Origin of the sequence: Streptomyces sp. NPDC088554 (genome assembly GCF_044752945.1) — a bacterium.
Taxonomy (GTDB): domain Bacteria; phylum Actinomycetota; class Actinomycetes; order Streptomycetales; family Streptomycetaceae; genus Streptomyces.
This window is the reverse complement of sequence record NZ_JBIVMF010000045.1, coordinates 1-26,837: the sequence shown is the minus strand read 5'-3', so window position 1 is coordinate 26,837 and position 26,837 is coordinate 1. Positions and strand designations below refer to the sequence as shown.

At 71.5% G+C, this 26,837-nt stretch carries 12 protein-coding genes; 7 read left to right on the top strand and 5 right to left on the bottom strand.

Features of this window, described 5'->3' with window-relative positions; all coding sequences use genetic code 11:
• The 3 genes from ACIP8W_RS30615 to ACIP8W_RS30605 all read left to right on the top strand — a co-directional run.
• A partial coding sequence (locus ACIP8W_RS30615) for a condensation domain-containing protein (RefSeq protein WP_402205635.1) occupies positions 1-1,647 on the top strand: 1,647 nt, incomplete at its 5' end.
• Positions 1,648-1,730: 83 nt separating this feature from the next.
• On the top strand, positions 1,731-2,141 hold the full coding sequence (locus ACIP8W_RS30610; RefSeq protein WP_401958574.1) for a nuclear transport factor 2 family protein: 411 nt from the start codon (positions 1,731-1,733) through the stop codon (positions 2,139-2,141).
• A complete protein-coding gene (locus ACIP8W_RS30605) occupies positions 2,138-3,280 on the top strand; it encodes a branched-chain amino acid aminotransferase (RefSeq protein ID WP_401958571.1) in 1,143 nt (380 codons plus the stop codon). Before ACIP8W_RS30610 ends, ACIP8W_RS30605 begins: the two co-directional genes overlap by 4 nt.
• A gap of 61 nt (positions 3,281-3,341) precedes the next feature.
• Here ACIP8W_RS30605 and ACIP8W_RS30600 read toward each other — a convergent pair whose 3' ends face one another.
• Complete coding sequence (locus ACIP8W_RS30600) at positions 3,342-4,124, bottom strand: alpha/beta fold hydrolase (protein ID WP_402205633.1); 783 nt, start codon at positions 4,122-4,124, stop codon at positions 3,342-3,344.
• Positions 4,125-4,277: 153 nt separating this feature from the next.
• Here ACIP8W_RS30600 and ACIP8W_RS30595 point away from each other — a divergent pair, with 153 nt between their 5' ends.
• Positions 4,278-5,072, top strand: coding sequence for an alpha/beta fold hydrolase (locus tag ACIP8W_RS30595; protein ID WP_401958568.1), 795 nt, complete (start codon positions 4,278-4,280; stop codon positions 5,070-5,072).
• Between the two features lie 60 nt (positions 5,073-5,132).
• Here ACIP8W_RS30595 and ACIP8W_RS30590 read toward each other — a convergent pair whose 3' ends face one another.
• The 4 genes from ACIP8W_RS30590 to ACIP8W_RS30575 form a co-directional block, all read right to left on the bottom strand.
• Positions 5,133-7,964: an AAA family ATPase gene (locus ACIP8W_RS30590; RefSeq protein WP_402205631.1), complete on the bottom strand. Its 2,832-nt coding sequence runs from the start codon at positions 7,962-7,964 to the stop codon at positions 5,133-5,135.
• A gap of 59 nt (positions 7,965-8,023) precedes the next feature.
• Positions 8,024-10,582 carry an AAA family ATPase gene (locus tag ACIP8W_RS30585; RefSeq protein WP_402205629.1) on the bottom strand — a complete coding sequence of 853 codons (2,559 nt, stop codon included), beginning with the start codon at positions 10,580-10,582 and terminating at the stop codon, positions 8,024-8,026.
• The gene (locus tag ACIP8W_RS30580; protein ID WP_402205627.1) at positions 10,579-13,497 is read right to left on the bottom strand and encodes an AAA family ATPase; all 2,919 of its coding nucleotides are present in this window, start codon (positions 13,495-13,497) and stop codon (positions 10,579-10,581) included. Before ACIP8W_RS30580 ends, ACIP8W_RS30585 begins: the two co-directional genes overlap by 4 nt.
• A gap of 234 nt (positions 13,498-13,731) precedes the next feature.
• A complete protein-coding gene (locus ACIP8W_RS30575) occupies positions 13,732-16,923 on the bottom strand; it encodes an amino acid adenylation domain-containing protein (protein WP_402205625.1) in 3,192 nt (1,063 codons plus the stop codon).
• A gap of 419 nt (positions 16,924-17,342) precedes the next feature.
• Between ACIP8W_RS30575 and ACIP8W_RS30570 the strand changes: the two genes are divergently transcribed.
• The 3 genes from ACIP8W_RS30570 to ACIP8W_RS30560 form a co-directional block, all read left to right on the top strand.
• Positions 17,343-18,023 (top strand): helix-turn-helix transcriptional regulator, encoded by a 681-nt coding sequence (locus ACIP8W_RS30570; RefSeq protein ID WP_401958560.1) that lies wholly within the window; start codon positions 17,343-17,345, stop codon positions 18,021-18,023.
• A 60-nt stretch (positions 18,024-18,083) separates the two neighbouring features.
• The gene (locus ACIP8W_RS30565) at positions 18,084-18,842 is read left to right on the top strand and encodes a thioesterase II family protein (RefSeq protein ID WP_401958558.1); all 759 of its coding nucleotides are present in this window, start codon (positions 18,084-18,086) and stop codon (positions 18,840-18,842) included.
• A gap of 164 nt (positions 18,843-19,006) precedes the next feature.
• Positions 19,007-26,837 (top strand): SDR family NAD(P)-dependent oxidoreductase (locus ACIP8W_RS30560; RefSeq protein ID WP_402205623.1); only part of this gene is annotated, 7,831 nt, incomplete at its 3' end.

The window sequence follows — 26,837 nt, the reverse complement described above, 5'->3', positions numbered from 1 at the left end:
CGCACCGCCCGCGAGGAGGTGCTCTGCTCCCTCTTCGCCGAAGTGCTCGGTGTGTCCTCCGTCGGCATCGACGACAGCTTCTTCGACCTCGGCGGACACTCCCTGCTCGCCACCCGCCTCGTCAGCCGCATCCGCACCGTCCTCGGCGCCGAACTCTCCATCGGGACCCTCTTCGAGTCACCCACCGTGGCCGGCCTGGACGAGCGGATCGACGACAACGGACCCCTCCGGATCCTGTTGGCGCCGATGCCCCGACCGCATCGGGTCCCGCTCTCCTACGCACAGCAACGCCTCTGGTTCCTCTACCAGTTGGAGGGCCCCTCCGCCACGTACAACGTCAGCATGGTGCTCCGGCTGACGGGTGAGCTGGACCGGGCCGCGCTGGAGGCGGCGCTCGGTGACGTGGTCGCCCGGCACGAAAGCCTGCGCACCGTCTTCCCCGACGTTGACGGCACGCCCTACCAGCACATCCTGCCGCTCGTGGAGAGCCGGGTGCCGGTGGGGGAGGAGTCGGTCGCGGAGGACGGTCTGAACGTGGCGGTGGAGGAGGCGGCGCGGTACCGCTTCGAGCTGGCGGAGGAACTGCCCGTACGAGCAAGGCTGTTCACCACCGGGCCGAAGGAGGCGGCGCTGCTGCTCCTGGTGCACCACATCGCCTTCGACGGCTGGTCGTTGGAGCCGCTGGCCAAGGAGCTGGCACACGCCTACGCGGCCCGCTGCGAGGGCGCCGCTCCCGCGTGGGAGCCGCTGCCGGTGCAGTACGCCGACTACACCCTGTGGCAGCGGGAGCTGCTGGGCGACCGGGAGGACCCGGAGAGCCTGTTCTCCCGCCAGCTGCGGCACTGGTCGGAGGCGCTGGCCGGGGTACCGGAGCAGTTGGAGCTGCCGTTCGACCGGCCCAGGCCGCCGGTGGCGTCGTACCGGGGTGGTCTCCTCCCCTTCGACATCGAAGCCGGGCTGCACCAGCGGCTCACCCTGCTGGCCCGGGAACGCGGGGCCACCCTGTTCATGGTGCTCCAGGCGGGGCTGGCCGCGCTGCTGTCCCGGCTCGGGGCGGGCGAGGACATCCCTGTCGGCAGCCCCATCGCGGGCCGTACCGACGAAGCGCTCGACGGGCTCATCGGGTTCTTCGTCAACACGATCGTCCTGCGCACCGATGTCTCCGGCGACCCCGCCTTCGAAGAGCTCCTGGAGCGGGTGCGCCACACCGACCTGGCCGCCTACACGTACCAGGACATGCCGTTCGGCCATGTCGTGGAACGGCTCAACCCGTCCCGGTCCACCGCCCATCACCCGCTCTTCCAGGTCATGCTGGCGCTGCGGAACACACCGCAGGGACGGTTCGACCTGCCGGGGCTCGACATCACCCTGGACGGGGCCGCCACCGGGACGTCCAAGGTGGATCTGTCCGTGTCCCTGAACGAGCTGCACGGGCCCGACGGCTCGCCGACGGGGATCAGCGGGCGCATGGAGTTCGCCACCGACGTGTTCGACACCGTCACCGTCGAGGAGTTCACCGAGCGCTGGGTGCGGCTGCTCGACGCGGTGGCGCAGCAGCCCGGTCTGCGGATCGGCGAGATCGACATCCTCCTGCCCGACGAACGCGACCAGTTGATGGGGCAGTGGTCCCAGGGGCCGGGGTGGTGAGCGCCGGACAGGACAGGTGAGATGCTCGACGGCCCCGGCACCCGGGGACGGCCGGAACAACCAAGGAGCCGAAGGGAGCAGGCATGAGCGATTCCGCAGCTGTACGGGGATCGGAGGCCGTGTCGGGAGGGCGGGGCGCGGAGAGCGCGGAGGGGCGGGTGAACCGCTACTACACCCTGGTCGACACGGGGAGGTTCGACGAACTCGTCGCGCTTTTCGCACCGGACGCCGTCTATGAACGTCCGGGCTACGAGCCGCTGGAAGGGCGGGCCGCGCTGACGGACTTCTACACGTCGCGGCGGGTCATCGCGCAGGGACGGCACCGGCTCACCCGCGTTGTCGTCGACGGTGGGAACGTGGCGGCCGAGGGCATCTTCGCGGGCACCCTGAGGAGCGGCGACGAGGTGAGTCTGCGCTTCTCCGACTTCTTCACGGTGGGCGCCGACGGGCTGTTCAGCCACCGCGTCACCTACTTCTTCTCGGAGCTGGTGTGACCGCGCCGAGCGGGCCGGCCGCCGCGTCGGTGTCACCGCCGCCGGTGTTCACCGTGGAGACCGCCGGCCCACGGCTCTCCGCGGCCGAGCGGACGGCCCGGTCGGCCGACGCCGGCTTCGGCACCGCCTTCACCGAGCACATGGTCACCGCGCGCTGGTCCGCCGAGCGGGGCTGGCACGACGGCCGGGTGCTGCCGTACGGTTCCCTGCCCATGGACCCGGCGACCGTCGGCCTCCACTACGGCCAGGTCGTCTTCGAGGGGCTGAAGGCGTATCGCGGCCACGACGGGCGGATCGGGGTCTTCCGCCCGCACGCGCACGCCGAGCGGTTCGCGGCCTCCGCCGGACGGCTGGTCATCCCGGAACTCCCGGTGTCCACCTTCGTCTCGGCGGTGGAGGCGCTCCTCGACGCCGACGCCGACTGGGTCCCCGGGGAGCCGGGGCGCAGTCTCTATCTGCGGCCCCTGCTGTACGCCAGCGAGCCCCGGCTCGCGCTGCGGCCCGCGACGGAGTACGGGTTCCTGCTGCTGGCCTTCGTCACCGAGGGGTTCTTCGGCGGTACGGTCCGGCCGGTGGACGTGTGGGTGAGCGAGGAGTACGTACGGGCGTATCCCGGCGGTACCGGAGCGGTGAAGTTCGCCGGCAACTACGCGCCGTCGTACGCGGCCCAGGCCCAGGCCGAGGCACACGGCTGCCGTCAGGTGGTGTGGCTGGACGCGACGGAGCGCCGCTGGGTGGAGGAACTGGGCGGGATGAACGTGTTCTTCGTGTACGGCGAGGGGGCCGATGCCCGGCTGGTCACCCCACCGGTCTCCGGCACGATCCTGCCGGGCATCACCCGCGGCTCGCTGCTGACCCTGGCGGGGGAACTCGGGCTGGCCGTGGCCGAGGAACGGATCTCGGTCGACCGGTGGCGCGAGGACTGCGCGAGCGGCGCGATCACCGAGGTCTTCGCCTGTGGTACGGCCGCCCACCTCAGCCCGGTCGGGCGAGTACGGTCCGCGGGCGGCGAGTTCCGCGTGGGGACCGGGGAGACCGGGCGGGTCACGGCGGAGCTGGCGGACCGGCTCACGCGGATCCACCGTGGCCATGGCCCGGACCCCCACGGCTGGCTCCACGTCCTCGACCGACCGGTCTGAGCCGGCCGCCCACGGCCGGGGGCCCGTACCGGTGGACTCCCTACGGCCGCCGGGCCACCGCTCAGAGGGCGTGGCGGGCCAGGAACGTGTCCACCGGCGCCAGCCACGCGGGTCCGGACTCGGCCACCAGATGGCCCGCCTGGATCTCCGCGTACTCGGCGCCGGCGATGCTGTCGGCCAGGAAGCGGGAGCAGGACGGGGCGATGAAGACGTCCTCCACGGGCGCGACGACCAGCGTGGGCACAGCGATCCGCGCCAGGTCGGCGGTCACGTCCACCGTCTGTATCAGCGCGAACTGCTCCTCCGCGCCCGGCTCGGGGGACTCCGCGATCTTCTTCAGCACATACTCGATCTCGTCCGCGGAGAACGCGGAGAGCATGGTGTCACCGAAGGCGGTCAGCGCGGCGAGCCGCCCGTACCCCTCGTGGTCCTGGCGGGCGAGGTAGTCCAGGAACATGGCGGTGGTGATCCGGGCACGCTGGTCGGGCTTGGCGAAACCGGCGGTCAGGACCAGGCCCTTGACCCGCTCCGGGTGCCGGACCGCGGCGCGTACCGCCACCGCCGCGCCGAGCGAGTGACCGACGATGGTGAAGCTGTCCTGACCGGCCGCGACGGCCGCCGCCACATACGAGTCCGCGAGGGCTTCGAGCGCCAGCGGCCCCCCGGCGCGCGGAGTGTCGGCGGAGCCGGGGCAGTCCGGGGCGATGAGGGTGTGCCCGGCCGACAGATCCGGGAGGACCGTGCCGAAGTCGTTCTCCGCGCGCGTACCCGCGTCGTGTGCGAGGAGCAGGGCGGGACCGGAGCCGGTGACACTGGTGGAAAGAACAGGTGTGGGAGAAGTCATGCAGGTGACGTTATTCATTTTTTTCTGTACAAAATTCCAGACGTTCAATACCGGGTGATCTCGGCTGCGTCCGATGCGCCGGGATCGGGGAGGGGCGAACTCCCGTGACTACATTAGAAATTCTTCTCGATCTTCGTCCTTAGAGTCGTTGGCATGTCAGATGAATCCCTTGCCCCGTTCGTCCTCACCACGGAGATCTCCGGCAGCGGCCCGGCGGTCCTGCTGGTGCCCGCCGCCGGAGCCAGCATCGAGGACAGTTTCGATCCGCTGACCCCACTGCTGGCCAAGACCCGTACAGTCGTCGCACCGGAGTACCCGGGCTGTGCCGGAGCGCCGGGCGCGGACCGGCCGTTGACGCTCGACGCCCTCGCGGACTCCTATGTGGCGGCGGCCGTCGCGGCCGGTCAGGACAGCTTCACCATCGTCGGTCACTCGCTCGGCGCGGCGGTGGCGGTACGCGCCGCGGTCCGGCACCCGGAGCGGGTCAAGGGCCTGGTCCTGACCGCCGGTTTCGCCAAGCCCGACCACCGGCTGCGCATCCTGACGGAGATGACCCGGGACTGCCTGGTCCGCCGTGACTTCCGTGGATACGCCCGCATCATGGTCGTGACCTGCGTCGGCGAGAGCCTGGTGAACCAGCTTCCGACCGGTGAGATCTACCGCGCCCTCGGCGAGGTGGCGGAGCTGGTCTGGCCGGGGGCCGAGGAGCAGTTCGCCCTGGTGCAGAGCGTGGACATCACCGAGGACCTGGCCGGGATCGACGTACCCACCCTGGTCATTGCCACCATGGAGGACACCTTCGTCTCCCCGGCCAACTCCCGCTTCCTGGCCGATGCCATCCCGGGCGCCGAGTACGCGGAGATCGAGGCCGGTCATCTCCTCAACATCGCGCACACCGACCCTTGGAACGAGCTGATAGCGAAATTCTTTATGGAGCACGGCATCTGACGCTCTGTCGGAAACGGTGTGCGGAACCACATCGGACCGCCGGGCCGGTTGCTCCGGCGGTCAGCCGAGACCACCCGCCAGTGGGTGCAGTGTCTCGATGAGCCCTGCCCTGCCCTGGATGCTCAGCTTGCGGTACACCTTCGTCAGTGTCTTCTCCACGGCCCGCGAGGTCACTCCGGCGTCCTGGGCGATCTCCTGGTTCGTCCGGCCCTGCGCGGCGAGCCGGGCGACCCGCAGCTCGGTGGCGGTCAGCACCGCTGTGGCCGCCACCCGGCCGGGGACCCGTGGGCCGAGTCCGGTCCCGGCGCGCTCGGACGGCAGGCGTATACCGCACTGGTCGGCGAGTCTATGTGCGTATCGCACGTGCTCCTCCGCCGTGGAGTCGGGGAAGGAGCGCAGCTGCCTGCCCAAGGCGTAGTGGGACTTGGAGAGTTCCCACCGGTCCGCCGAGCTCTCCAGCACCTGGACGGACTCCTGGAGAAGGGCGAGCCCCTCCTCGCCCCCGCGCAGAGTGCCCCGCAGCCGCAGCACCCGGCCGAGGGCCGCCGGTGCCCCCCAGGCCACCGCCGGGGCGTACGCCTCCTCGATCAGGTGATGGGCCTGGTCCCACTCACCGAGCCGCCAGTACAGCTCGGCCGCGATACAGCGCCAGGGCATCAGGGCGGAGTTGCGCCATCCCGACCGCTCCAGCAGCCGTCCGCAGCTCACGATCTGCTGGACAGCGGTGCGCAGGTCCTCCTTGGCGGCGGCCTCCGCACCGGACAGGAACCGCTCGATGGGCGTACTGGACAGCGGGCTGCCGGAGCCCGGGGTGAAGTTCTGCCGCAGATGCCCGGCGAGCTTGCAGTCGTTGGTCTCCATCGCGAGTCCGGCCATGACGAGCACCGCGGTGGGGCCGCAGCGCCCCTGGTTGATCCCGCCCGCCTCGATCGCCTCCCGGGCGCGGGCCTGGGCCTGCGTCGGCTTGCCGGACGCCTTGAGCACCCACGCCTCCTCGACGAGGAGCAGTGGGTGGGGCGACGGTGCGGCCGCGCCCCGGCGTTGTGCGCCGGCCAGCTCCAGCCAGGGGGTCACCCGGTCCGGTGCGTCGGCCGCGACCAGGGTGAACACCACGAACGGGAGCGCCGAGTACACATGGTCCGGTGTGGCCGGCTCGCGTTCCAGGATCCGTTTGCTCAGTCGCGTGGCCTCCCGCGCTGTCGTCCGGCCGGTCACCACCGCCGCGTACAGCAGTACGGCCGCCACCTCGCGCTCCGCCGCGGTGTCCAGCGACAGGCCGGGGCCGAGCGCCTGGAGCCGCTCGGCGTTCGCCGCGAGGCCGGCCGGCTCCGACAGCTCCAGATAGCGGCAGCGGGCCTCCAACCGGAGCCCCACTTCCCGCTGCGGCTTGGGGAGCCCGTCGGTGGGCCCCAGATCCGCCGCCGTGCGGCGGATCAGCTCGCTCAGCTGCGGAAGACCACTGCTGATGGCCATGGGGGAGAGGCGGGCGGCGACGGCGGCCCGTTCCCCCGGGGACGCGAGCAGCGGTACGGCCTGGGTGAGGTGCCGGACCGACGCCGAGGGGTCGAACTCCCGCTCGGCGGTGCCCAGATCGGCGAGCAGTATCCCACGGTCCTCGCCGTCCGCCGAGGCGTCCAGCAGAGCCCGGCGCAGATACACCGCCGCGGTCTCGGGGCGGCCCGTGGACAGGGCGGTCCTGGCCGCCTGCCGCAGCACACCGACGGCCCAGGGGCCCTGCGGGGAGGCGACGGCCGTCAGCTGCTCGGCGGCCCGCTCCACCTGCCTGCTCTCCGTGTGCAGCAGCCGGGCGGCCCGTATCCGCAGCTCCTCCTCCTCGGCGGCCGTCATGGACTCCGCGACCGACTCCCGTACGGCGGGGTGGACGAAGCGGTACGACGCGTTGTAGGTGAGCAGTCCGAGCCGGCGCAGCACCCGTTCGGCCTCGCCGCACACCCGGGCGTCCAGCCCGGCGACGGACCGGGTCAGCTCGCTGTCGGCCGTATCGTGCAGCAGCGCGGCGGCCCTGGCCAGCTGGAGTTGCTCCGGCCCCAGACAGGCCAGATAGCGTGGCAGCCGCTCGCGCAGCGCCGCCGGGCGCGAGCGGGCGACCGCCGGTGTCTGCTCGGCCGTCGGCCGGTGACCGCGCTCCGCCAGCTCGGCCAGCACTGCCGTGACGAACAGCGGGTTGCCCCCGGTCGCCTCCCGGCAGGTCAGGACGAACGCGTCGGCCCCGGGCTCCCCGAACCGCTCGGCCACCAGGGCCCTGACACCGGCCACCGACAGCGCGCCCGGCTGTACGACGCAGTCCGCGCCGCTGCCGAACTCCCGCACCGGCTGCCGCTCGGCCGCGGCGCTGCCGTCCTGCACGGTCGCCACGATCGCGACCCGCGTCCCGGACACCCGCTTGGCCAGGTAGTTCAGCCAGGTCAGGGACGCCTCATCGGCCCAGTGCAGATCGTCCACGACCAGGAGCGTCGGCCGGTCGACGCTCATCCGGTCCGTCATCGTGGTCAGCCCGTGCAGGACGGCCCGCAAGCGGTGCGACGGCAACCGGACCGTGTCGAGCAGCGGCGATCCCTCGGCGAACAGCGGCTCGGTGTCCGCCCTGACCCCCGCCCACCACGCGTCCAGCGTGGCGGGGGCGGCCTCGTCCACGGCGAGGTCGAAGAGCTGCCGTACGACACCGAAGGCGTGATCCTCCTCCATCGGGGACCCGGCGGCGCGCAGTACCCGGAAGGCGGTCGGGGAGGAGCGCTCCGCCAGCGTGTCCAGGAGCACGGATCTGCCGATCCCGATCGGCCCCGAGATGACCGCCGACGTACCGGAACCCGCGTCCGCGGCGTGGAGTACCCCGTCCAGGATGCGCAATTCGAATGCGCGATCCACCAGCATCTCGTCAGCCCCTTTGCGACTGTTTGATTGCTCTGCTGACATGTTCTGCCCGGATTCGCTCAGAATGCGGTGTTCCTCATAAGGGGCCGGGCCGGATCGAACACGTCGGGTATCGGACCGGTGCCCGGCTCCGCGGGCGTCCCGGCCGACAGCCGCGCGGCGGTCCACGCGGCCAGCTCCGGCGCGCTCGGCAACTGGGCCTCGCGGCTCATCCCGTGGGCCGCCCGGACGAGCGGATCGCCGCCCAGCTCCCGGTCGGAGGTCAGGGCCAGACTCAGCGCGACCGTACCCACGGCGCTGCACGGGTTCCACGCCGAGGACAGCCGCTGGTGCTCCTCGGCCAGCCGCGCCGCCTCCTGGGTGTCCCCGCACAGATGCCGGGCGACCGCCGCGAAGTACCGCCACGAGATGAAGTTCGGGTGCATGATCTGCTTGTGCAGCAGCCGCCGCCCGCACTCCTCCAGATCGGCGGCGGCCCTGGCGGCGTCACCGTCGCCCAGCCGCGCACAGCCACGGGCGAACAGCAGCCCCGGCCATCCCGTGGCGTCCCAGCCGGCCACCGGGACCGCCGCCTCGGCCAGTCGCCGGGCCGCGCCGAACTCCGACTTGTACACGCGCAGCACCACCTCCAGCGTGGTGAACCGCAGCGACACCGAGGGGTGCCAGCGGCGGGCCGGCAGCCGCTCCCGCAGCAGGTCCAGATCGAGCTCCGCCTCCACCAGCCGGGCCGCGCGCAGGTAGGTCCAGGCCCGTGCCTCCAGCGCCCGGCCGGTGACGGCCTCCATGTGCCGCTGTGTGGTCTCCGCGAGTACGGCGTCCAGGCCGGCCAGCGCCTCGTCGTACTGACCGTGCACCACCAGCACCCTGCTGGCCATGATCCGGGTCGCGAACAGGGAACCGTCGCCCCGCGAGTGGTGCAGCGCGATGCGGGCCAGCTTCTGGCTGCGGCCGGAGGCCCGGCCCCGCAGCATCAGCCGCCAGCCTGCGAGCGCCGCGCGGACCGGCTGGCCCGCGCGGCCGATGGCCGGCGACGAGTCCAGCAGCCGTTCCAGCAGCCGGTCGTCGGACTGCTCCTCCGTGGGCGTCAGCTCGATGGGGCACAGGGCCGAGGACGACAGCGGATCGGCGGCCGGGGTGTGCCGGTCGGCCAGCCCGGTCGCGACGGCCTCGACGCCCTTGGCGTACAGCAGGTCGATGGCCCCGAGCCGCAGTGGCGTGACCACCTGGTCACCGGCCTGGTCCGCGGTGTCCATGATGACCTGGACGAGGGACGCGTCGCCCGCGTGGGCGGACCCCGCCATCTCGGCGGAGCCGAGTTCCAGGAGCAGTCGCGCCTGCTCGCCCTGGTCCAGGTTCTCCTTCAGCGCCCGCCGCAGGAAACGCGCCGACGCCGCGTCGTCCCCCCGGCTCCGGCTCTCGGCGGCGGCCTCCCGCAAGGCCCGGACCGCCCAGGGACGGTCTGTCCGACGGGTCCCCAGCAGCAGCCGGGCGAGCTTCTCGTCCTCGATCGCCGTTTGGTGGCCGAGCAGGGCCGCGGCGGCGTACAGCTCCTCCCGCGCGTCGTGCGTCAGCTCCGCCAGCACACACGCGGCCGTCCTCTTGTCGGCCACCGCCAACGGCTCGCCGGGCACGAGCAGTCCGGCCGCCCGCAGCAGCCCGATCGCCCGAGCGGCGGACAGGGTACGCAGTCCGGCCAGGGCGCAGACCAGGGCGGGCGGCAGCTCCCGGCCGCACACCACGACCGCGCGCAGCAACCGGACCAGGTCGTCCGGCAGGGTGGCCAGCAGCTCGGACACCTGCTTGCCGACAGCGTCCCCGGCCCGCGAGGTCAGCTCCGCCAGGGTGGCGGGCGACCCGGTGAGAGGCCCCCGGACCAGCGGCACGACCGACGCGCACAGCACCTTGGGGCTGCCCTGGGTGGCGCGGGCCGCGGCCTCGACGAACGCGTCGTCGACGGGACCGCCGTGTGCCCGCTCCAGGATCGTCCGGGTGCCGGACACACTCAGCGGCCGCAGCTCGACGACCTCCGCCCCAGCCGCCGGCGGGGCGGGCGCGCGCTGCCGGCCCGAGCCGGGACCGGCCGCCGTGACCAGCAGCACCGGGGCCTGCCGCAGCCGCCGGGACAGTGTGTCGAGCAGCTCCCGGGAGCAGGGGTCGGCCCACTCCAGGTCGTCCACCAGAACCGCCAAAGGACGCTCCCGGGCCGCTCGCAGGAAGGTCCGGCACAGATCGGCGGTCAGCGCCCGGCGGCTCGGCGCCGACGAGGCGGCCCGCCCCTCGAACACGGGACGGTCGCGGAGGGCCACCGAGCCGAGCAACTGCTGGGCGACGCCGTACCGCAGCCCGGACTCCTGGGCCGAGCCGCGCCCGCACATCACCCGTACGCCCGCTTGACCGGCGAGGGCGGCGGTCCATCGCAGCAGCGCGCTGCGGCCCGAGCCCGGCACCCCGAGCACCCGGACGGCCGTGGACCGGCCGTCGCCCAGCCCGCTCAGCGCAGCCCGCAGCCGCCCGCACGCCTGCTCGCGGTCGACCAGGAGCCCGCCCAGCTGCCGGTGCGGCGGGGGCTCTCCCCGCTGTGAGGCGTCGGCTGGGGGAGTGGAGCCCGTTGTTGTCACAGGTTTCCTGTCATGCCGTGCTGTGCTGAGACGTTGCCCGCTTCGGCTCCGCCTTCGGTCTGCCGCTTGTTCCGGCTGTGCTGCCATCGGGGCAGAGCCTGGGACAGCTCTTGTCGGTTTCTGACGCCGAATTTGCGATAGGCGGCCGTCAGGTGGGTCTCGACCGTACGCAGGGTGACGAACAGTTCGCCGGCGATCCGCTGATTGCGCAGCCCCTGTACGGCCAGCTCCGCGACCTGGAGCTCACTCTTCGTCAGCAGTACGCCCGCCGAGTCGTCGACCGCCTTCCGTATCCGTCCGCCCGCCGTGACCAGGAGGTGCGCAGCGCTGTGGGCGATGGTGTGGGCGCCGGTCCGGGTGGCGAGATCGGCTGCCTGCCTCAGGTATTTCCGGGCGGAGGCCGCGTCACCGGTTCGCAGCAGCGTACGCCCCAGGTGGTAGTCGACCCGGATGCGGCAGGTCAGGTCCGGTGTCCCGGCGAGCATGTCGGCCGCCTCCCGGTAGAGGCCGACCGCCTCCCGCGGGTCCGCCGTCATGGCCCGTGCGAGCAGCACCTGGCCGAGTGCGCGGGGCGTGCCCCAGCCGGCGGCCGGAGCGACCATCTCCTCGACCAGCTCACGCGCCTGTGGTGTCCGTCCCTGCTCGGCGAGGAGCCATACGATGTTGGCCCACCAGGGCGAGAACACCGGGTTGACGATACCTGACGCTCTCAGCTCGTCGCCCACCTGACGGAACCGGCGCAGCGCGCCCTTCTGATCGCCCTGCCGCCACCGTGACCATCCCCAGTGCACGGTCAGCAGATGCTGGGTCCAGTCCGTTTCGTCCGTCGGCGGATCCGCCCGCTCGACGATCCCCCGCCGGGCCAACAGCTCGTCGGCCGCCTCTGGACGGCCCGCCATCGCCAGCAGGGTCGCCCGGACCGCCACCGGCAGGGTCGAGGACCGCCGCCACGGAGCCTGCTCGTCGATCTCCAGCGCGCGCTGTGTGTCCGCCAGGCCCTCGTCGACGGCACCTTGCAGACACAACGCCAGCGCCCGCAGGGCCAGGACATGGTGGTGGGTCCAGTCGTCGCCCCGGCTCCGCGACTCCTCCAGGGCCCGCTCGAAGAGCTGGGCGGACGGCTCGACCTCGTCGGCCATGACCAGGGCCCAGCCCGCGCTGTGCGGCATCCACCCCTCCCAGCCGTCGCCCGTGAGCGACCGCCGCGCCAGCGCCACCGCGGCCGTTGCCGACCGGCTCTCGACGGTTCTGAGCAGGGCCTGAGCGGCGAGTGCCCGCCGCTCGCCGAGGGTGTCGCCCACGGGCCGGGCGGTGTTCCGCAGCTCGGTCGCCGACTCCCGTACGAGGGCCCGGCCACGCGGGGTGTCCGGCGTCCAGGTGATGCCGGTGACCACCAACGAGGACCGCAGTTGTGTCTCCAGCTCCGTCTCCTGCGTGGTGGGCCGCCCGTCCGTGGTCGCGCGCAGTGTTTCCAGGGCCGCGCCGAGTACGGGCACGGCCCTCGACGCGCACTGCGCGGCCAGGGCCGCGTCGCCGTAGTGCACGGCGAGGCGGGCTTGCTCGACAGGGGTGGCCGCCCGCTGCACAGCCGTGAGCAGATCGGGGAGCGCTACGGCCGGCTCCAGCCGTATCAGCGCCTCCGCCAGCCGGACCCTGGTCCGCTCGCGCTCCGCGGGGTCGTCCTGAGCGGTCAGCAGGCGCCGCAGATAGCGCACCCCGGCCACCGGATCGCCCTGGCGCAGCGCCTCGTCCGCGGCGTCGAGCAGCGAGTCGGTCATCCACGTGTACTCCAGCCGGGGCAGCCGCAGCAACTGGTCGGCCACCGTCCGTACCGGCTGGGCGGTGTCGTTCAGCAGCACCGCGGCACGGATGCGCAGCCGTTCCCACTTCAGTGGCGGGACGGTGTCGATCACCATCCGGCAGAACATCTCGTGGGCGAAACCGGAGCTGTCCGGCGCGAGGACGCCTTCCTCGCGCAGTACGGTCAGCGCCACCCGGGTCCGCTCGGTGGACACCCGGGCCACCGCGCCGACCAGCGCCGGGCCGATGTCGCCCACCGCGGCCAGGGCCGCCGCGACGTCCCGTACCGGCTCGGGCAGCGCGGCCAGCCGGGTTCGGACCGAGGCCACCGCCACGGTCCGGCCCAGTGCCAGGATCCGTCCGGTCTCGCTGGCCTGTGGCCGTACGCCCGCGCTCGCCAGGGTGTCCAGCAGCCGGTGCAGCAGCCGTGGATTGCCGCCCGACACCTCGGCACACTCCTGGGTGAACTCCCCTTCCGGGTCGCCGAGTCGCTGCCGTACGATCTCGGCGACGGCCGGCAGGTCCAGCGGGCCGAGCTCCAGCACGACCGACGCGTGCCACGCGGTGAGCCGCGTCAGCTGTTCGCCGTCCGGGAGTGTGGCACCGTCCAGCACGGCGGCCAGGACCAGCAGGGGGCGGTGCCGCGATCGGTTCAGCAGGAAGCACAGCCAGCGCAGCGAGGCCGCGTCGCACCAGTGTGCGTCGTCGAACACGAGGGCCAGTGGCCGGTGCGCGGTCAGCCGGGCCACACACCGGTCGAGCCGCCGCAGGGTCGGGTACTCCCCGGCATCGGCCGCCTCGGCGGTCAGGGCGGCCGATGCCGCCAGGCGCTCACGTACCACGGGGGAGAGGTCCGTGGGCGCCCGGAAGAGTTCTCGTACGGTGGCGTACGCCGTTGTGGAGTCCGCCTCCCGGCAGGTGACGCGCAGGACGGTGAAGCCGTCGCAGGGCACCCCGTCCAGCAGGGCGCTCTTGCCCGTCCCGGCCCGGCCACGCACCACCACCAGCCCGGCCCGGCCGGCCCGGGCCCGGGTCACACCCTCCACGAGACGGGCCGACTCGGCCACACGGTGGGTCGGCGAACGGACGGGAACCGGGCGCGTGATCGCCGTCAACGGGTTTTCTCCTTGACGCACTGCCCGGCCGGCCTCGACCGCGCAGATGCACAAGGGGGGTTGTGGTGCATGGAGAACCAAGCGCTGTACCGATGCACAGACTTCACGCCGATCGACTGTCCAGGAGATTAAACCGGTGGGGGCTGATGAACCCAGTAAACACTGGAAGTTTCAACTAACCGGTTCCCGAAGGTCAAGTCAACCTCACACCCCTGATGAGGGGAGTGGCCGGAGTCAGCCGGTCTCCGCCACCGATGCGGCCGTCGCGTCGGGCTCCCGGACCGCCCGGACCGCGGAACAGACCCGCTTCAAGGTCGGTTCGGCCAGTACCCACGGAAGACGGTCCATGAAACGCTTCTCCCGGCCGGCTCCCACCACCTCCACGGAGACGCCACCGAGCATAGCGATCAACGAGGCCGAATCTCCCCCCAGCAGATGGAAGTCCGCATCGGCGCCCAGCCGTTCGGGTGCGACGGCCAGCACCCGCCCCCAGACCCGGGCGACGGCCTCCTCGATCTCGTCGCGTACGACGGTCCCGGGGGCGGCCGGGACGGCCGGGGCGCCGGGCTCCTGCGCGAACGGGTCGGGGAGCGCCTTGACGTCGACCTTGTCGCTGGTGGTACGCGGGAGTTCGGCCAACGGCATCAGCACGGCCGGCACCATATGACGGGGCAGCCGCGCGGCGGCGTGCCGGATCAGGGCCTCCGGCTCGACCGGTGTGCCGAGCACCACATGGGCGCAGAGCACCTTCTGGCTCCGGCCCGGCCGGACCCGGGCGGTGACGACCGCCCGTTCCACCGCAGGATGTTCCTCCAGACAGCGGGCGATCTCAGCGGGCTCCACCCGGACCCCGTTGACCTTGACCTGGTGGTCGATCCGGCCGAGACACTCCAGGGTGCCGTCGGGCAGCAGCCGCCCCAGGTCCCCCGTCCGGTACACCCGGGTGCCGTCACCGAGCCGGACGAACCGGTCCCGGGTCAGATCGGGCCGCTGCCGGTAGCCGTGCGCGAGCGCCGCGCCCGAGACACAGATCTCACCGATCCCGCCCGGCTCGGTGAACTTTCGGTCGGCGGCGAGCAGATACACCTCCGAGTGGTCCACGGGCAGGCCGATGGGGACGGTGGCGACCCCGGTGTGCCGCCCGGCGTCGAACTCGCCGGCCGTGCACGCGATGGTCGCCTCGGTGGGGCCGTACGCGTTGACGATCCGGCAGTCCGGGCCGAAGATCCGCTGCGCGCGCTCGGCGAGCACTCCGGTGAGCGGCTCGCCGGCCGCCGCGACCACCCCGAACCCGACCGGCGAGAGCCCGAGTTGTCCGATCAGGTCAAGATGTGTCGGGGTGAGGGACAGGGTATTGGCCCCCGACTCCTCCAGCAGGGCGCGCAGCACCAGATGGTTGGGCTCCTCGGGCACCAGCAGCACGGTGCCGCCCGAAAGCAGCGGCGGGAACACCGAGTTGTACGTCCAGTCGAACGCGACCGAGGCGAACAGCGGGACGCGGGTGGCGGAATCCATCCCGTAGAGCCGGGCCGCCCAGCGGACGTAGTTGACGACACTGCGGTGGCCGACCTCGACCCCCTTGGGACGGCCCGTGGAACCGGACGTATAGATGACGTACGCCAGGTCGTCGGCCTCGGCCATGGCCGGCACCGGATCGGGACCGGGACCGGTGTCCGGGCCGACCACCCTCTCCAGTACGAGGACGTCGAAGGCGGGCCAGTCGCCGAGCCGCGTACGGTGCTTGTCCTGGACCAGACAGAGCGGTGCGCCGGCGTCCGTCAGCAGGTCGAGGATGCGGGAGTCCGGGTGCTCCGGCTCCAGCGGCAGGAACGCGGCACCCGCCTTGAGCACCCCCCACATCCCGGTGACGAAGGCGACACTGCGGTCCGCGAGCAACCCGACCACGGCGCCCCTGGCGATACCGCGCTCGCGCAACGCGGCGGCGACCTCGTCGGAACGGCGGTCCAGTACGCGGTACGTGACCGGACCGTCCGGCCCGTCCAGCGCGACGGCGTCCGGAGTGTCCCGTACCTGCTGGTGGAAGAGCGCGGTGAGGGTGGCCGCCTCGGGCGGCTCGTGGCTCGCGCCGAGGGCGGCGGGTCCGCGGTGGGCGCGGGGGACCAGCTCCTCGACGATGTCGTCCAGGAGCCGCTCGCCGCGGGCGATGGCGTCCGGCCCGTCGTGCCAGCCGAGCACGATCTCCGCCCGGCCGTCACACTCCATGATCGTGAACATCGGCGGGCTCATGGGCAGCAGCATCGGGAGCGAGTACACCGTGCTCGCCTCGAAGGCGTCCGTACTGATATCGGCGAGCCCGACGCGGCCCAGACTGGACAGGGCCGCGGAGGCGAAGTACTCGCCCTTGAGGGCGGCTTGGGCGTCCATGGCCACCACGACCTGGCGAATGTTCTCCATCGGCACCGGCACGGCCCGCGTGGGGACCGGGCCCGGGGGAAGCTCACGCCGGTCGGCCAGCGCGGACAGAACACGGTGATGGGCCGCCGTCCAGTCCTCGCCCGCCACGACGTCGACGGATATACCCATCGTCAGATTGCCGGTGGTACGCAGCTCCGGGTCGTGGCGGCGCAGGTCGACGGGGATGCCGTAGCGGGCCGTGGCCAGCCCGCCGGCCTTGGTGATCGCGGTGGCGAGCTTGGCCACGAGCCCGAGGTGATGGCCGTCGATGGTACGGCGCCGCCAGAACAGCCTTCGGCCGCCCGGCTCCCGCGGATGGCCGAGCACCGGAGGCCAGGCCGTGGGGCTCTCGTCGGCGGGGGTGTCGGACGTACCGGCGAGGAGCTGGAAGAACAACTCGACGTCGGTGAGAGGGGGGTCCCCGGACGGGTCGGGGTCGACGGATTCGGCGGCCGCGGCGGCCGGTGTGTTTTCATCGGCCGGTGTGTCCTGGTCCGTCGCGTGCAGCAGGTTGACGAACTCCAGGTCCGTGACGGTGGACCTGGCCTCGATGGGTTTCTCGCCACGGAGTACGGCGAAGACCGAGGTGATCCAGTGCCGGATGCCACCCCCGTCCATGACACCGTGGTGCGCGCGGAAGACGACCGTGCTGTCGGGGCCGTCGACGAGCAGCACCTCACAGGTGGGCTCGCCCTCGCCCGTGAGGGGAGTGTGCAGCGCGGGCACGTCCGCCGGTTCGTCCCGGTCGAAGGAGCTGCCGTCGAGCACCCGGACCTGGGGCGCCCGGCCCGTGTCCGTCCAGTTCGTCCCGTCCAGTGTCAGCCGGGTACCGGGGCACGCCTCGGCGGTGACGGCGACCGCGTGCCGCAACTCGGCCGGGTCGATCCGGCCGTGGCCCTCGACGAACACCTGTAGGACCGCCGAAACCCCGGGGGGTGGGGCGAGGAACTGGATTCGCTCGCTGGGGGTGACGGGCCGTGTGAACACACCGGCCCTGGTATCCGTCGACATCCGTCCTCCTGCATCGAACGGCTCTCCACGGGCCGTGGTGATCATGCTAGGCACACGACATTTAGCAATAAGTTCAGTTCTTCATCGGTTCGACTCGGGGCGGCCGGGGAAAAATCCGGGTCATCCGAGGCATCCGGGATGCCCTGAAACCTCTCCGAAACATTCCCGGCCGACGGTGCCCGCATCGAGCCCCCCTATCGGGCCCACCCCTATCCAAGGACCGAACCACCGAACCCCGTACCGCCCTCGGAGCGACCCGTACCACGGTGTTAGCCGACCGCGGCTGATCTTCCTTGACGCTGTTCGAGGGCGTTCTCTAGGTTCCGAAGAAGCGGCCGCCGGGCCGGCGCGCCCCCTTTGACGGTGGCGCACGGACGGCCGGGGTCGGTTTTCGGAGAGGTTCGCTCGGAGAGGGTGCAATGACCGAATTCATCACTACCGGAGTGCTGGATGAAGCCGTTCGGGAGGTTCCGGAGGGCCGGCCGACGCTACCCGCGCTGCTTTCCGAGATATTGGGCATATGTGTGGCCAGTCTGGACGCTCAGTTGCGTGTCACGGCGTCAGACGCTAACTTCCAAAGGCACTTCGACCGGGGTGCTGGAGAACTGCACGGTTCACGTTTCGTGGAGCTCGTACACCCCGGCATGGAGAAAAATGTCCGGGAACAGCTGAATCGGTTGCTCGACGGCAGGAAGAGCCGACTCGACGCGCCGATCGTGGCGACCCGGCCCGACGGATCCGTCTTTCCCGGCGTGCTGACGGGGGTGGTGCGCAATGGCGCGCACGGCGGATCCGAGGCGGTGGTGGTGCTGGTGAAGCCCGAGGAGACGGAGTGCGAGGGGAAGCCGGTGGCGAACCGCCGGAAGGTGATCACTGAACTCGACGCGCGGATCCTGGAAGGTGTCGCAGCCGGTATCCCCTCCGCTCAGCTCGCCTCCCGCCTCTATATGAGCAGGCAAGGAATCGAGTACCACATCGGCGGAATGCTGCGGAAGTTCAAGGCGCCCAACCGCTCGGCTCTGGTTTCCCGGGCGTACGCCTCGGGAATTCTGTGCGTCGGGAACTGGCCACCGCGGGTCCTGCCGGACTGTGTGCGGTGATCCGGTACGGCTCCGCGCCGGACCGAGCGTTTTGTGGTCCGTTATGAGAAGACAGTGAGCATGGCTGTGAATTCCGTGAAAGACGACTTGTGGCTCCGGCGCTACAATCCGGCGCCGACCAGTCGGATTCGCCTGGTGTGCTTTCCGCATGCCGGGGGTTCCGCTCCCTACTACTTCCCGATGGCTCAGGCGCTGCCCCCGGCCGTGGAGGTTCTGGCCGTCCAGTACCCGGGCCGTCAGGACCGGCGTACCGAACCCTGTATCGACGACATCGACCGCCTCGCCGACACGCTTTTCGAAATTCTCGTGCCGCTGACCGACAAGCCACTCGCACTTTTCGGTCACAGCATGGGTGCCGTCATCGCATTCGAGGTGGCCCGCCGTCTCGAAGAGCGGGCGGACACGGTTGTGGCCACCCTGTTCGCCTCGGGCCGGCGCGCTCCCTCGTGCCACCGCGACGAATACGTACACACCCTGGACGACGACGGACTGATAGCCGACATCAAGGCGCTGAACGGAACCGATGCCGCGCTCCTCGACAGCGACGACATACGCGAGCTCATCCTGCCCGCGATCCGCAATGACTACCGGGCCGTGGAAACCTACCACTACCGGCCGGGCCCCCGACTGAGCTGTCCGATCAGTGTGTTCACCGGGGCCGAGGACCCCAGGGTCACCGCCGACGAGGCGCGCGCCTGGGAACAGCACACCACCGGCGGGTTCACCCTGCGTACCTTCCGCGGCGGCCACTTCTTCCTCGCCGACCACCACAAGGACATCAGCGCCGCCGTACTGGACCGGCTCCTGCCCTCAGGCTGACCCCCACCAGCCGCGACGAACCGGTTCCCCCCACCTTCCTGATACGCCGGGCTCCGGCCCGCCCCTCTCCGCCGGACCCACCCCTCCGGCGATGCCGCGCGCCCTCGTACTGCGGCGCCTGTTGCCACGCTGCTACGCCTTCATGTGGAAGAGGTTCCCCCGGAATGCTGACGAACGAGCAGACCCCCGCCCTGCCCTGGACACTGTCCGCCCCGAGCAGGGCGGCGCTGCGGCAACGAGCGCGGCAGCTATGCGACTTCGTCGCCTCCCACAACCCGCGCCCGGCCGACGTGGGCCTCTCCCTCGCCACAGCGACCACCGGCGGTGAACACCGGGCGGTGATCGTGGGCCGGACGGCGGAGGAGTTCATCGCGGGCCTGGAGGCGCTGGCGGAGGGCGGGACCGCCACACACGTCGTACAGGGCACGGCCACGGAGTGGCGGCCCGGCGGCACGGCATTCGTCTTCTCCGGCCAGGGCGGCCAGTGGGCCGGCATGGCCAAGGAACTCTCCGCGGATTCCCCACTGTTCAGGAAGACGCTCGAAGAGTGTGCCCGGGTCCTGGCGCCGTATCTGGACTGGTCCCTGCTCGACGTCCTCGACGAGGTCCCCGGCGCCCCCGGCTTCGACCAGACCGAGGTGATACAGCCGGTCCTGTTCGCGGTGATGGTGGCACTGGCGGAACTGTGGCGGGCGCACGGCATCGAGCCGGACGCCGTGGCAGGACACAGCCTCGGCGAGGTCTCCGCCGCGGCCGTCGTGGGCGGTCTGTCGCTGACGGATGCCGCCCGGGTCTCGGTGGCCTGGTGCAAGGAGCAGATACAACTCAACGGCCGTGGCCTCATGGCCGCGCTGTCCCTCTCCGCCGACCGGACCGAACAGCGACTGGAGGGCCGCGGCGACCGCCTGTGCATCGCGGCGATCAACGGCCCCCAGTCCGTCGTCGTATCGGGCGAGCCGGAAGCGGTCGTCGAACTCGTCGCAGAACTCAGGGCGGAACGCATCCGCGCCCTGCGGATCGGGGTGGACCTGGCCGCCCACTCGCCGCAGGTGGACGAGATGCGGGAGGGCATGCTCAGCCGGCTCGACGGGCTGTCCCCCTCGTCGTCGCAGACCCCCTTCTACTCCGGTGTGACCGGCGGACGGAAGGACACCGCCGGAGTCGGCCCGGAGTACTGGTTCCTGAACCTCCGCGAGACCGTCCGCTTCGAGCAGGTCGTCAACGAACTGCTGGCCGACGGCCACCACACCTTCGTGGAGATCGGCCCGCATCCCGTGCTGACGATGCCGATGCAGGAGATCCTGGAGCACGCCGGCGGCGGGGGAGCGGTCGTGGACACCCTCCGCCGCGACCGCGGTGGCATGGACCGCTTCCTGCTCTCGCTCGCCCAGCTCTATGTACGGGGTGCCGCGCCGGACTGGACCGAACCGTTCGCCCGTACCGACGCGGAACCCATCGAGCTGCCGGAATTCCACGCCGAGGAAGAGGACACGCGGGAACGGTCCGGGACCTCCGGTGCCACCGGTTGGCGCGACCGGCTCGACAGCCTCTCCGAGCCGGAGACACACCACACACTGCTGGCCCTCGTCCGGGAGGAGGCCGCCGAACTGCTCGGCCTCGGCGGCCCCGACGCCATCAGTGCGGACCAGCCCTGGATCAACCTGGGCATCGACTCCCTGATCGCGGTGGCCCTGCGCAACCGGCTGAACGACCTGTGCGGAATCCTCCTCCCCGTCACCGTCGCCTTCGAGTGCCCCACCCCCACCGCACTCGCCGCGGCCGTACACAACGTCCTTCTCGGCCGCTCCTACGACGACTCCGACGAGGCGTCCGACGAGGAGTCCGAGACGGCCTTCCGGCAGCCGGCCGACTCGAACGAACCCATCGCCATCGTCGGCATGGCCTGCCGCTTCCCCGGCGGTGTCGCTTCCCCCGATGACCTGTGGCGGCTGGTCACGGACGAACGCGACGCGCTCTCCCCCTTCCCCGGCAACCGTGGCTGGAACCTGGAGGGCGACTACAGCCCGCACCCCGGCACCTCGGGCAGGTACTACCAGCGCGAAGGCGGATTCCTGCACGACGCCGACGAGTTCGACGCCTCCTTCTTCGGTATCTCGCCGCGCGAGGCGCTCGCGATGGACCCGCAGCAGCGGCTGCTTCTGGAGACGTCCTGGGAGGCGATCGAGCGGACGGGCATCGATCCCACGTCCCTGAAGGGCAGCCGGACCGGCGTCTACGTCGGCATGATCGCCTTCGGCGCCGGCGACCTCATGCGGCGCCCCCCGGAGGGTCTCGGAGGGTACGTCGCCACCGGCACCACCGGGAGCATGGCCTCCGGCCGGATCGCCTACACCCTCGGGCTGGAAGGCCCGGCCATGACGGTGGACACGGCCTGCTCGTCGTCCCTGACGGCCTTGCACACCGCATGCCAGGCGCTGCGCGGCGGGGACTGCGAACTGGCCCTGTCGGCCGGCGCGACCGTCCTGCCCGACCTGAGCCTGTTCACGGAGTTCAGCCAACTGGGCGCCCTCGCCCCCGACGGCCGCGACAAGGCGTTCTCCTCCGCGGCGGACGGCTTCGGCCTGGCCGAGGGCGTGGGCGTCCTGGTCCTGGAGCGGCTGTCGGATGCCGTACGCAACGGCCACGAGGTGCTGGCGGTGGTACGGGGCAGTGCGGTCAACCAGGACGGCGCGAGCAACGGCCTGACGGCGCCGAGCGGTCCGGCGCAACGGCGGGTGATCCGCCAGGCACTGGCCTCGGCGGGACTGTCGCCCACCGAGGTGGATGCCGTGGAGGCACACGGCACGGGCACCCCACTCGGGGACCCGATCGAGGCGCAGGCGCTGCTGGTGACGTACGGCAAGGACCGGCCCGAGGACCGGCCGCTGTGGCTCGGCTCGATCAAGTCGAACATCGGACACACCCAGGCCGCGTCCGGTATGGCAGGTGTGATCAAGATGGTGGAAGCGCTGCGCCACGGCGTGCTGCCCGCCACCCTGCACGTCGACGAACCGACGGAACAAGTGGACTGGTCGGCCGGCGAGGTCCGGCTGCTGACCGGGCCGGTCGCCTGGCCGGAGTCCGACCGCCCGCGCCGTGCCGGTGTGTCCGCCTTCGGGATCAGCGGTACCAACGCCCACGTCATCCTCGAACAGGCCCCTGAGCGCGACCGCGAACAGGAATCCGGAGTACGGGAGTCGGGGCCGCTTCCGGTCGTGTGGCCGGTGTCGGGGCGGAGTGAGGGCGCGTTGCGGGGGCAGGCGGCGCGGTTGAGTGGGTGGGTGGAGTCCGATGGTGGGCTGGACCCGGTGGATGTGGGGTTGTCGCTGGCGGTGGGTCGTTCGGTGTTCGAGCACCGGGTGGTGGTGTCGGGTCGGGATCGTGCGGAGTTGCTGGCCGGGTTGGCGGCGGTGGAGTGCGGGGGGTCGGCCGCGGGTGTGGTGCGGGGTGTGGCCGGTTCCGGTGCGTGCGCTGTGCTGTTCTCGGGTCAGGGTGCGCAGCGGCTCGGTATGGGTCGGGAGTTGTGTGAGGCGTTTCCGGTGTTCGCGGGGGCGTGGGATGCGGTGTGTGAGGTGCTGGATCCGTTGTTGGAGGCGCCGCTGAGGTCGGTGGTGTGGGCTTCCGGTGCGGACGAGGGTTTGTTGGATCGGACGGTGTGGGCTCAGGCGGGGTTGTTCGCGTTTGAGGTGGCGTTGTACCGGTTGGTGGAGTCGTGGGGTGTGGTCCCGGGGTTCCTGGTGGGTCATTCGGTGGGGGAGGTCGCTGCCGCGTATGTGGCGGGTGTGCTGTCGTTGGCGGATGCGTGTCGTGTGGTGGCGGCGCGGGGCCGGCTGATGGACGCGCTGCCCGGCGGCGGGGTGATGGTCGCGGTGGAGGCTTCCGAGGCCGAGGTTGTTCCGCACCTGACCGAGGGCGCGGGGATCGCTGCGCTCAATGCGCCGGGTTCGGTGGTGGTCTCGGGTGAGGCCGATGCGGTAGGAGCGGTGGCGGAGCACTTCGCCTCGCTCGGTCGTCGTACGCGTTCGTTGCCGGTGAGTCATGCGTTCCATTCGGTGTTGATGGAGCCGATGCTGGACGACTTCCGGAAGGCACTGGAGGACGTTTCCTTCCGGCCTGCTCGTATGGCGGTGGTGTCGACGTTGACGGGTCGTCCGGCGGGTGCGGAGTTCAGTACGCCGGAGTACTGGGTGCGGCAGGTCCGTGAGGCGGTACGGTTCGCCGACGCGGTGGAATGGCTCGCCGGGGAGGGTGTGTCGGCGTTCCTCGAACTCGGACCGGACGCCGCACTCAGCCCCATGGTGGAGCGCTGCCTGTCCGGCGAGGGCGCCGGTGTGGTGGTGCCGTTGCTGCGCAAGGATCGTGGTGCCGAGCCTGTCCAGTTCGTTGAGGCGTTGGCGTTGGCGCAGGTGAGTGGTGTGTCGGTCCGGTGGGCCGAGTTGTATGCGGGGAGTGGTGCCCGGCAGGTCGCGTTGCCGACGTACGCCTTCGAACGCGAGCGATACTGGCTCTCCGACGACGCCGGGATGGGCAGGCCGAGCGCCCCTGCGGTGACCGGATCCGACGTACGATACCGGGCGGTATGGCGCCCGGCCGACGTACGGTCGGGCACGGCGCCGTCAGGGCGTTGGCTGGCCGTGATTCCAGCCGGTTCTATCGAACAGGACGATATCCACGGGGTGTTGGAGGGCCTGGCCGTCGTCGGCGTCGAGGTCGTGCCGGTCGAGGTGCACGTCGGCGCCTTCGGCCGGGCGGACCTGGCCGGGCAGCTGCGCGGGTGCGCCGATGGGGTTGCCGGGGTCGTATCGCTGTTGGCGTTGGGCGATGGCGAGGGATCCGCGCCGTCGGCGGATGCGTCGACGGTGGTGCAGGCGTTGGGCGATGCCGGGGTGGAAGCGCCGTTGTGGTGCGTGACGCGGGGTGCCGTGTCGGTGGGGGGTGTTGACCGGGTTGCCTCGGTCGCGCAGGCGGGTGTGTGGGGCCTGGGCCGAGTGGTGGCCCTGGAGCAGCCGGGGCGCTGGGGCGGTGTGGTGGATCTGCCGGAGACGGTGGACGCGGCCGCGGTGGAACGGCTGACTGCTGTACTCGCGGGCGGCGCGGCGGGCGAGGACCAGGTGGCGGTACGCGCTGCCGGCGTGTTCGTACGCCGGATGGTTCCCGCCCCGGTGGCCTCCTCGTCCGCCGGTGCGGCAGAGTGGTCGTGGCGGTCCGGCGGGACGGTGCTGGTGACCGGTGGCACCGGTGGGCTGGGCGCCGAGGTGGCGCGCTGGCTCGCGAGTGAGGGCGTGGAGCATCTGCTCCTGGTGAGCCGTCGAGGTCCGCAGGCTCCCGGCGCCGTCGCTCTGTGGTCGGAGCTGGAGCATCTGGGCTGTGATGTGAGCATCGTCGCGGCCGATGTATCGGACCGGTCGGCGTTGGCGGAGGCGCTTGCGGGGATTCCCGAGAAGTTTCCGCTGCGGGGTGTGGTGCATACGGCGGGTGTGCTGGACGACGGTGTGATCGAGGCGTTGTCACCCGAGCGGTTCGCGGGGGTGTGGGCGGCGAAGGTGGACGCGGCGGTCCATCTCGACGATCTCACCGCGGAGCTGGCGGAGCCGTTGTCGCTGTTCGTGGCGTTCTCATCGGTATCGGGCTCGTGGGGTAGCGAGGGCCAGGGCAACTACGCAGCGGCGAACGCGGCGTTGGAGGCATTGGTCGAGCGGCGTCGTGCGCGGGGGCTGGTCGGCTCCTGTGTGGCCTGGGGTCCGTGGGCCGGCGCCGGGATGGCTGCCGGCGAGGTGCTGGCCGATCGGCTGCGCCGCATGGGTGCGGAGCCGATGGATCCGGTGGCTGCCTTGCGTGTGCTGGGGCAGGTGGCAGCGGAGGACGAGGGTCTGCTGACGGTCTTGGAGGTCGATTGGGAGCGTTTCCTGGCGGCCTTCACAGTCGGTCGTCCCAGCCTCCTCTTCGACGAGATTCCGCAGGTACAGGCGGCGCGCCGAGTGGAGTCCGCAGTGGGCACGGTCGCGAGCGCGGGTACGGCCTCGATCGGATCGCGGCTGTCGGGATTGTCGGAGGAGGACCAGCGGAGGCTGTTGCTGGGGTTGGTGCGGGAGCAGGCCGCGCTGGTGTTGGGACACACGTCGGGTGACGCGATCGTACCCGGGCGTCCTTTCAAGGATCTGGGCTTTGATTCGCTGACGGCGGTGCAGTTCCGCAATCGGGTGAACGTGGTGACCGGTCTGACGTTGCCGCCATCGCTGGTGTTCGACTATCCGACCCCGGACGCGCTGGCCGGATACCTGTGGACCGAGGCGGCGGGGATTTCGGAGGTGGTGGACCGAGTCCAGCCACCCGCTGTGCCACTGACGGACGATCCGGTGGTGATCGTAGGCATGGCCTGCCACTTCCCTGGTGGCGTCGCCTCCCCCGAACAGCTCTGGGAACTGCTCGCCGCGGGCACCGACGCGGTGTCGGAGTTCCCCGAGGACCGTGGCTGGGATCTGGAGGGGCTGTTCGATCCGGATCCCGAGCATCTCGGGACGTCGTACACACGGCATGGGGCGTTTCTGGCGGACGCGACCGGCTTCGACGCGGGCTTCTTCGGTATTTCGCCGCGTGAGGCGCTGGCGATGGACCCGCAGCAGCGGCTGCTCCTGGAGACCTGCTGGGAGGCGCTGGAGGACGCGGGCATCGACCCGGCTTCGCTGCGCGGTGGCCGGGGCGGGGTGTTCATGGGCACCAACGGCCAGGACTACGCAGGGCTGTTGGAGAGCACCTCGGACACGGACGAGGGGTACGTAGGACTCGGCACGGCGGCGAGCGTCATGTCCGGCCGGATCGCCTACACGCTGGGCCTGGAGGGTCCGGCGGTGACGGTGGACACGGCGTGTTCGTCGTCCCTGGTCTCGCTGCACCTGGCGGTTCAGGCGCTGCGGTCGGGGGAGTGCGACCTCGCGCTCGCCGGTGGTGTGACAGTGATGTCGACGCCGGGCACTTTCGTGGAGTTCTCGCGGCAGCGGGGGCTGGCTGCGGACGGCCGGTGCAAGGCGTTCGCGTCGGGTGCGGACGGTACGGGCTGGGGCGAGGGTGCCGGTGTGCTGCTGGTGGAGCGGCTGTCCGACGCGGAACGTCTCGGGCACCGGGTGCTCGCTGTGGTGCGGGGCAGTGCGGTCAACCAGGACGGCGCGAGCAACGGGCTCACCGCCCCGAACGGTCCCTCGCAGCAGCGGGTGATCCGCCAGGCGCTGGCCTCTGCCGGACTGGCCGCCGCCGAGGTGGACGCGGTCGAGGCGCACGGCACGGGAACACGGCTCGGGGACCCGATCGAGGCGCAGGCGCTGCTGGCGGCGTACGGCAAGGACCGGTCCGAGGACCGGCCGTTGTGGCTGGGCTCGATCAAGTCGAACATCGGTCACACGCAGGCCGCCGCCGGTGTGGCCGGGGTGATCAAGATGGTGGAGGCCATGCGGCACGGTGTGCTGCCCGCCACGTTGCACGCGGAGGAGCGGACCGACCAGGTCGACTGGTCCAGTGGTTCGGTGGAACTGCTGACGCAGGCCCGGGAGTGGCCGGTGAACGAGCACCCGCGCCGGGCGGGAGTGTCTGCGTTCGGGGTCAGCGGGACGAACGCGCACGTGATTCTGGAGCAGGCGCCAGGGCGCGGGGACGCGGTGCTGGTGGAGACCGCCGGACCGGTGGCGTGGGTGGTGTCGGGCCGGAACGAGGCCGCGCTGCGGGAGCAGGCCGTGCGGCTCGGCCACCGGGTCGAGGCCGATACCCAACTTCCTTTGGCAGGTGCGGGGTTGTCGCTGGCGGTGGGGCGCTCGGTGTTCGAACACCGAGCTGTGGTTGTCGGTGCCGACCGCGCCGAGTTGGTGGCCGGCCTTGCGGCGGTGGCGGCGGGCGCGGAGGCGCCGGGTGTCGTACGGGGGATCGCGGGGGTCGAAGTACCGGTTACCGCTGTGCTGTTCTCGGGTCAGGGTGCGCAGCGGCTCGGTATGGGTCGGGAGTTGTGTG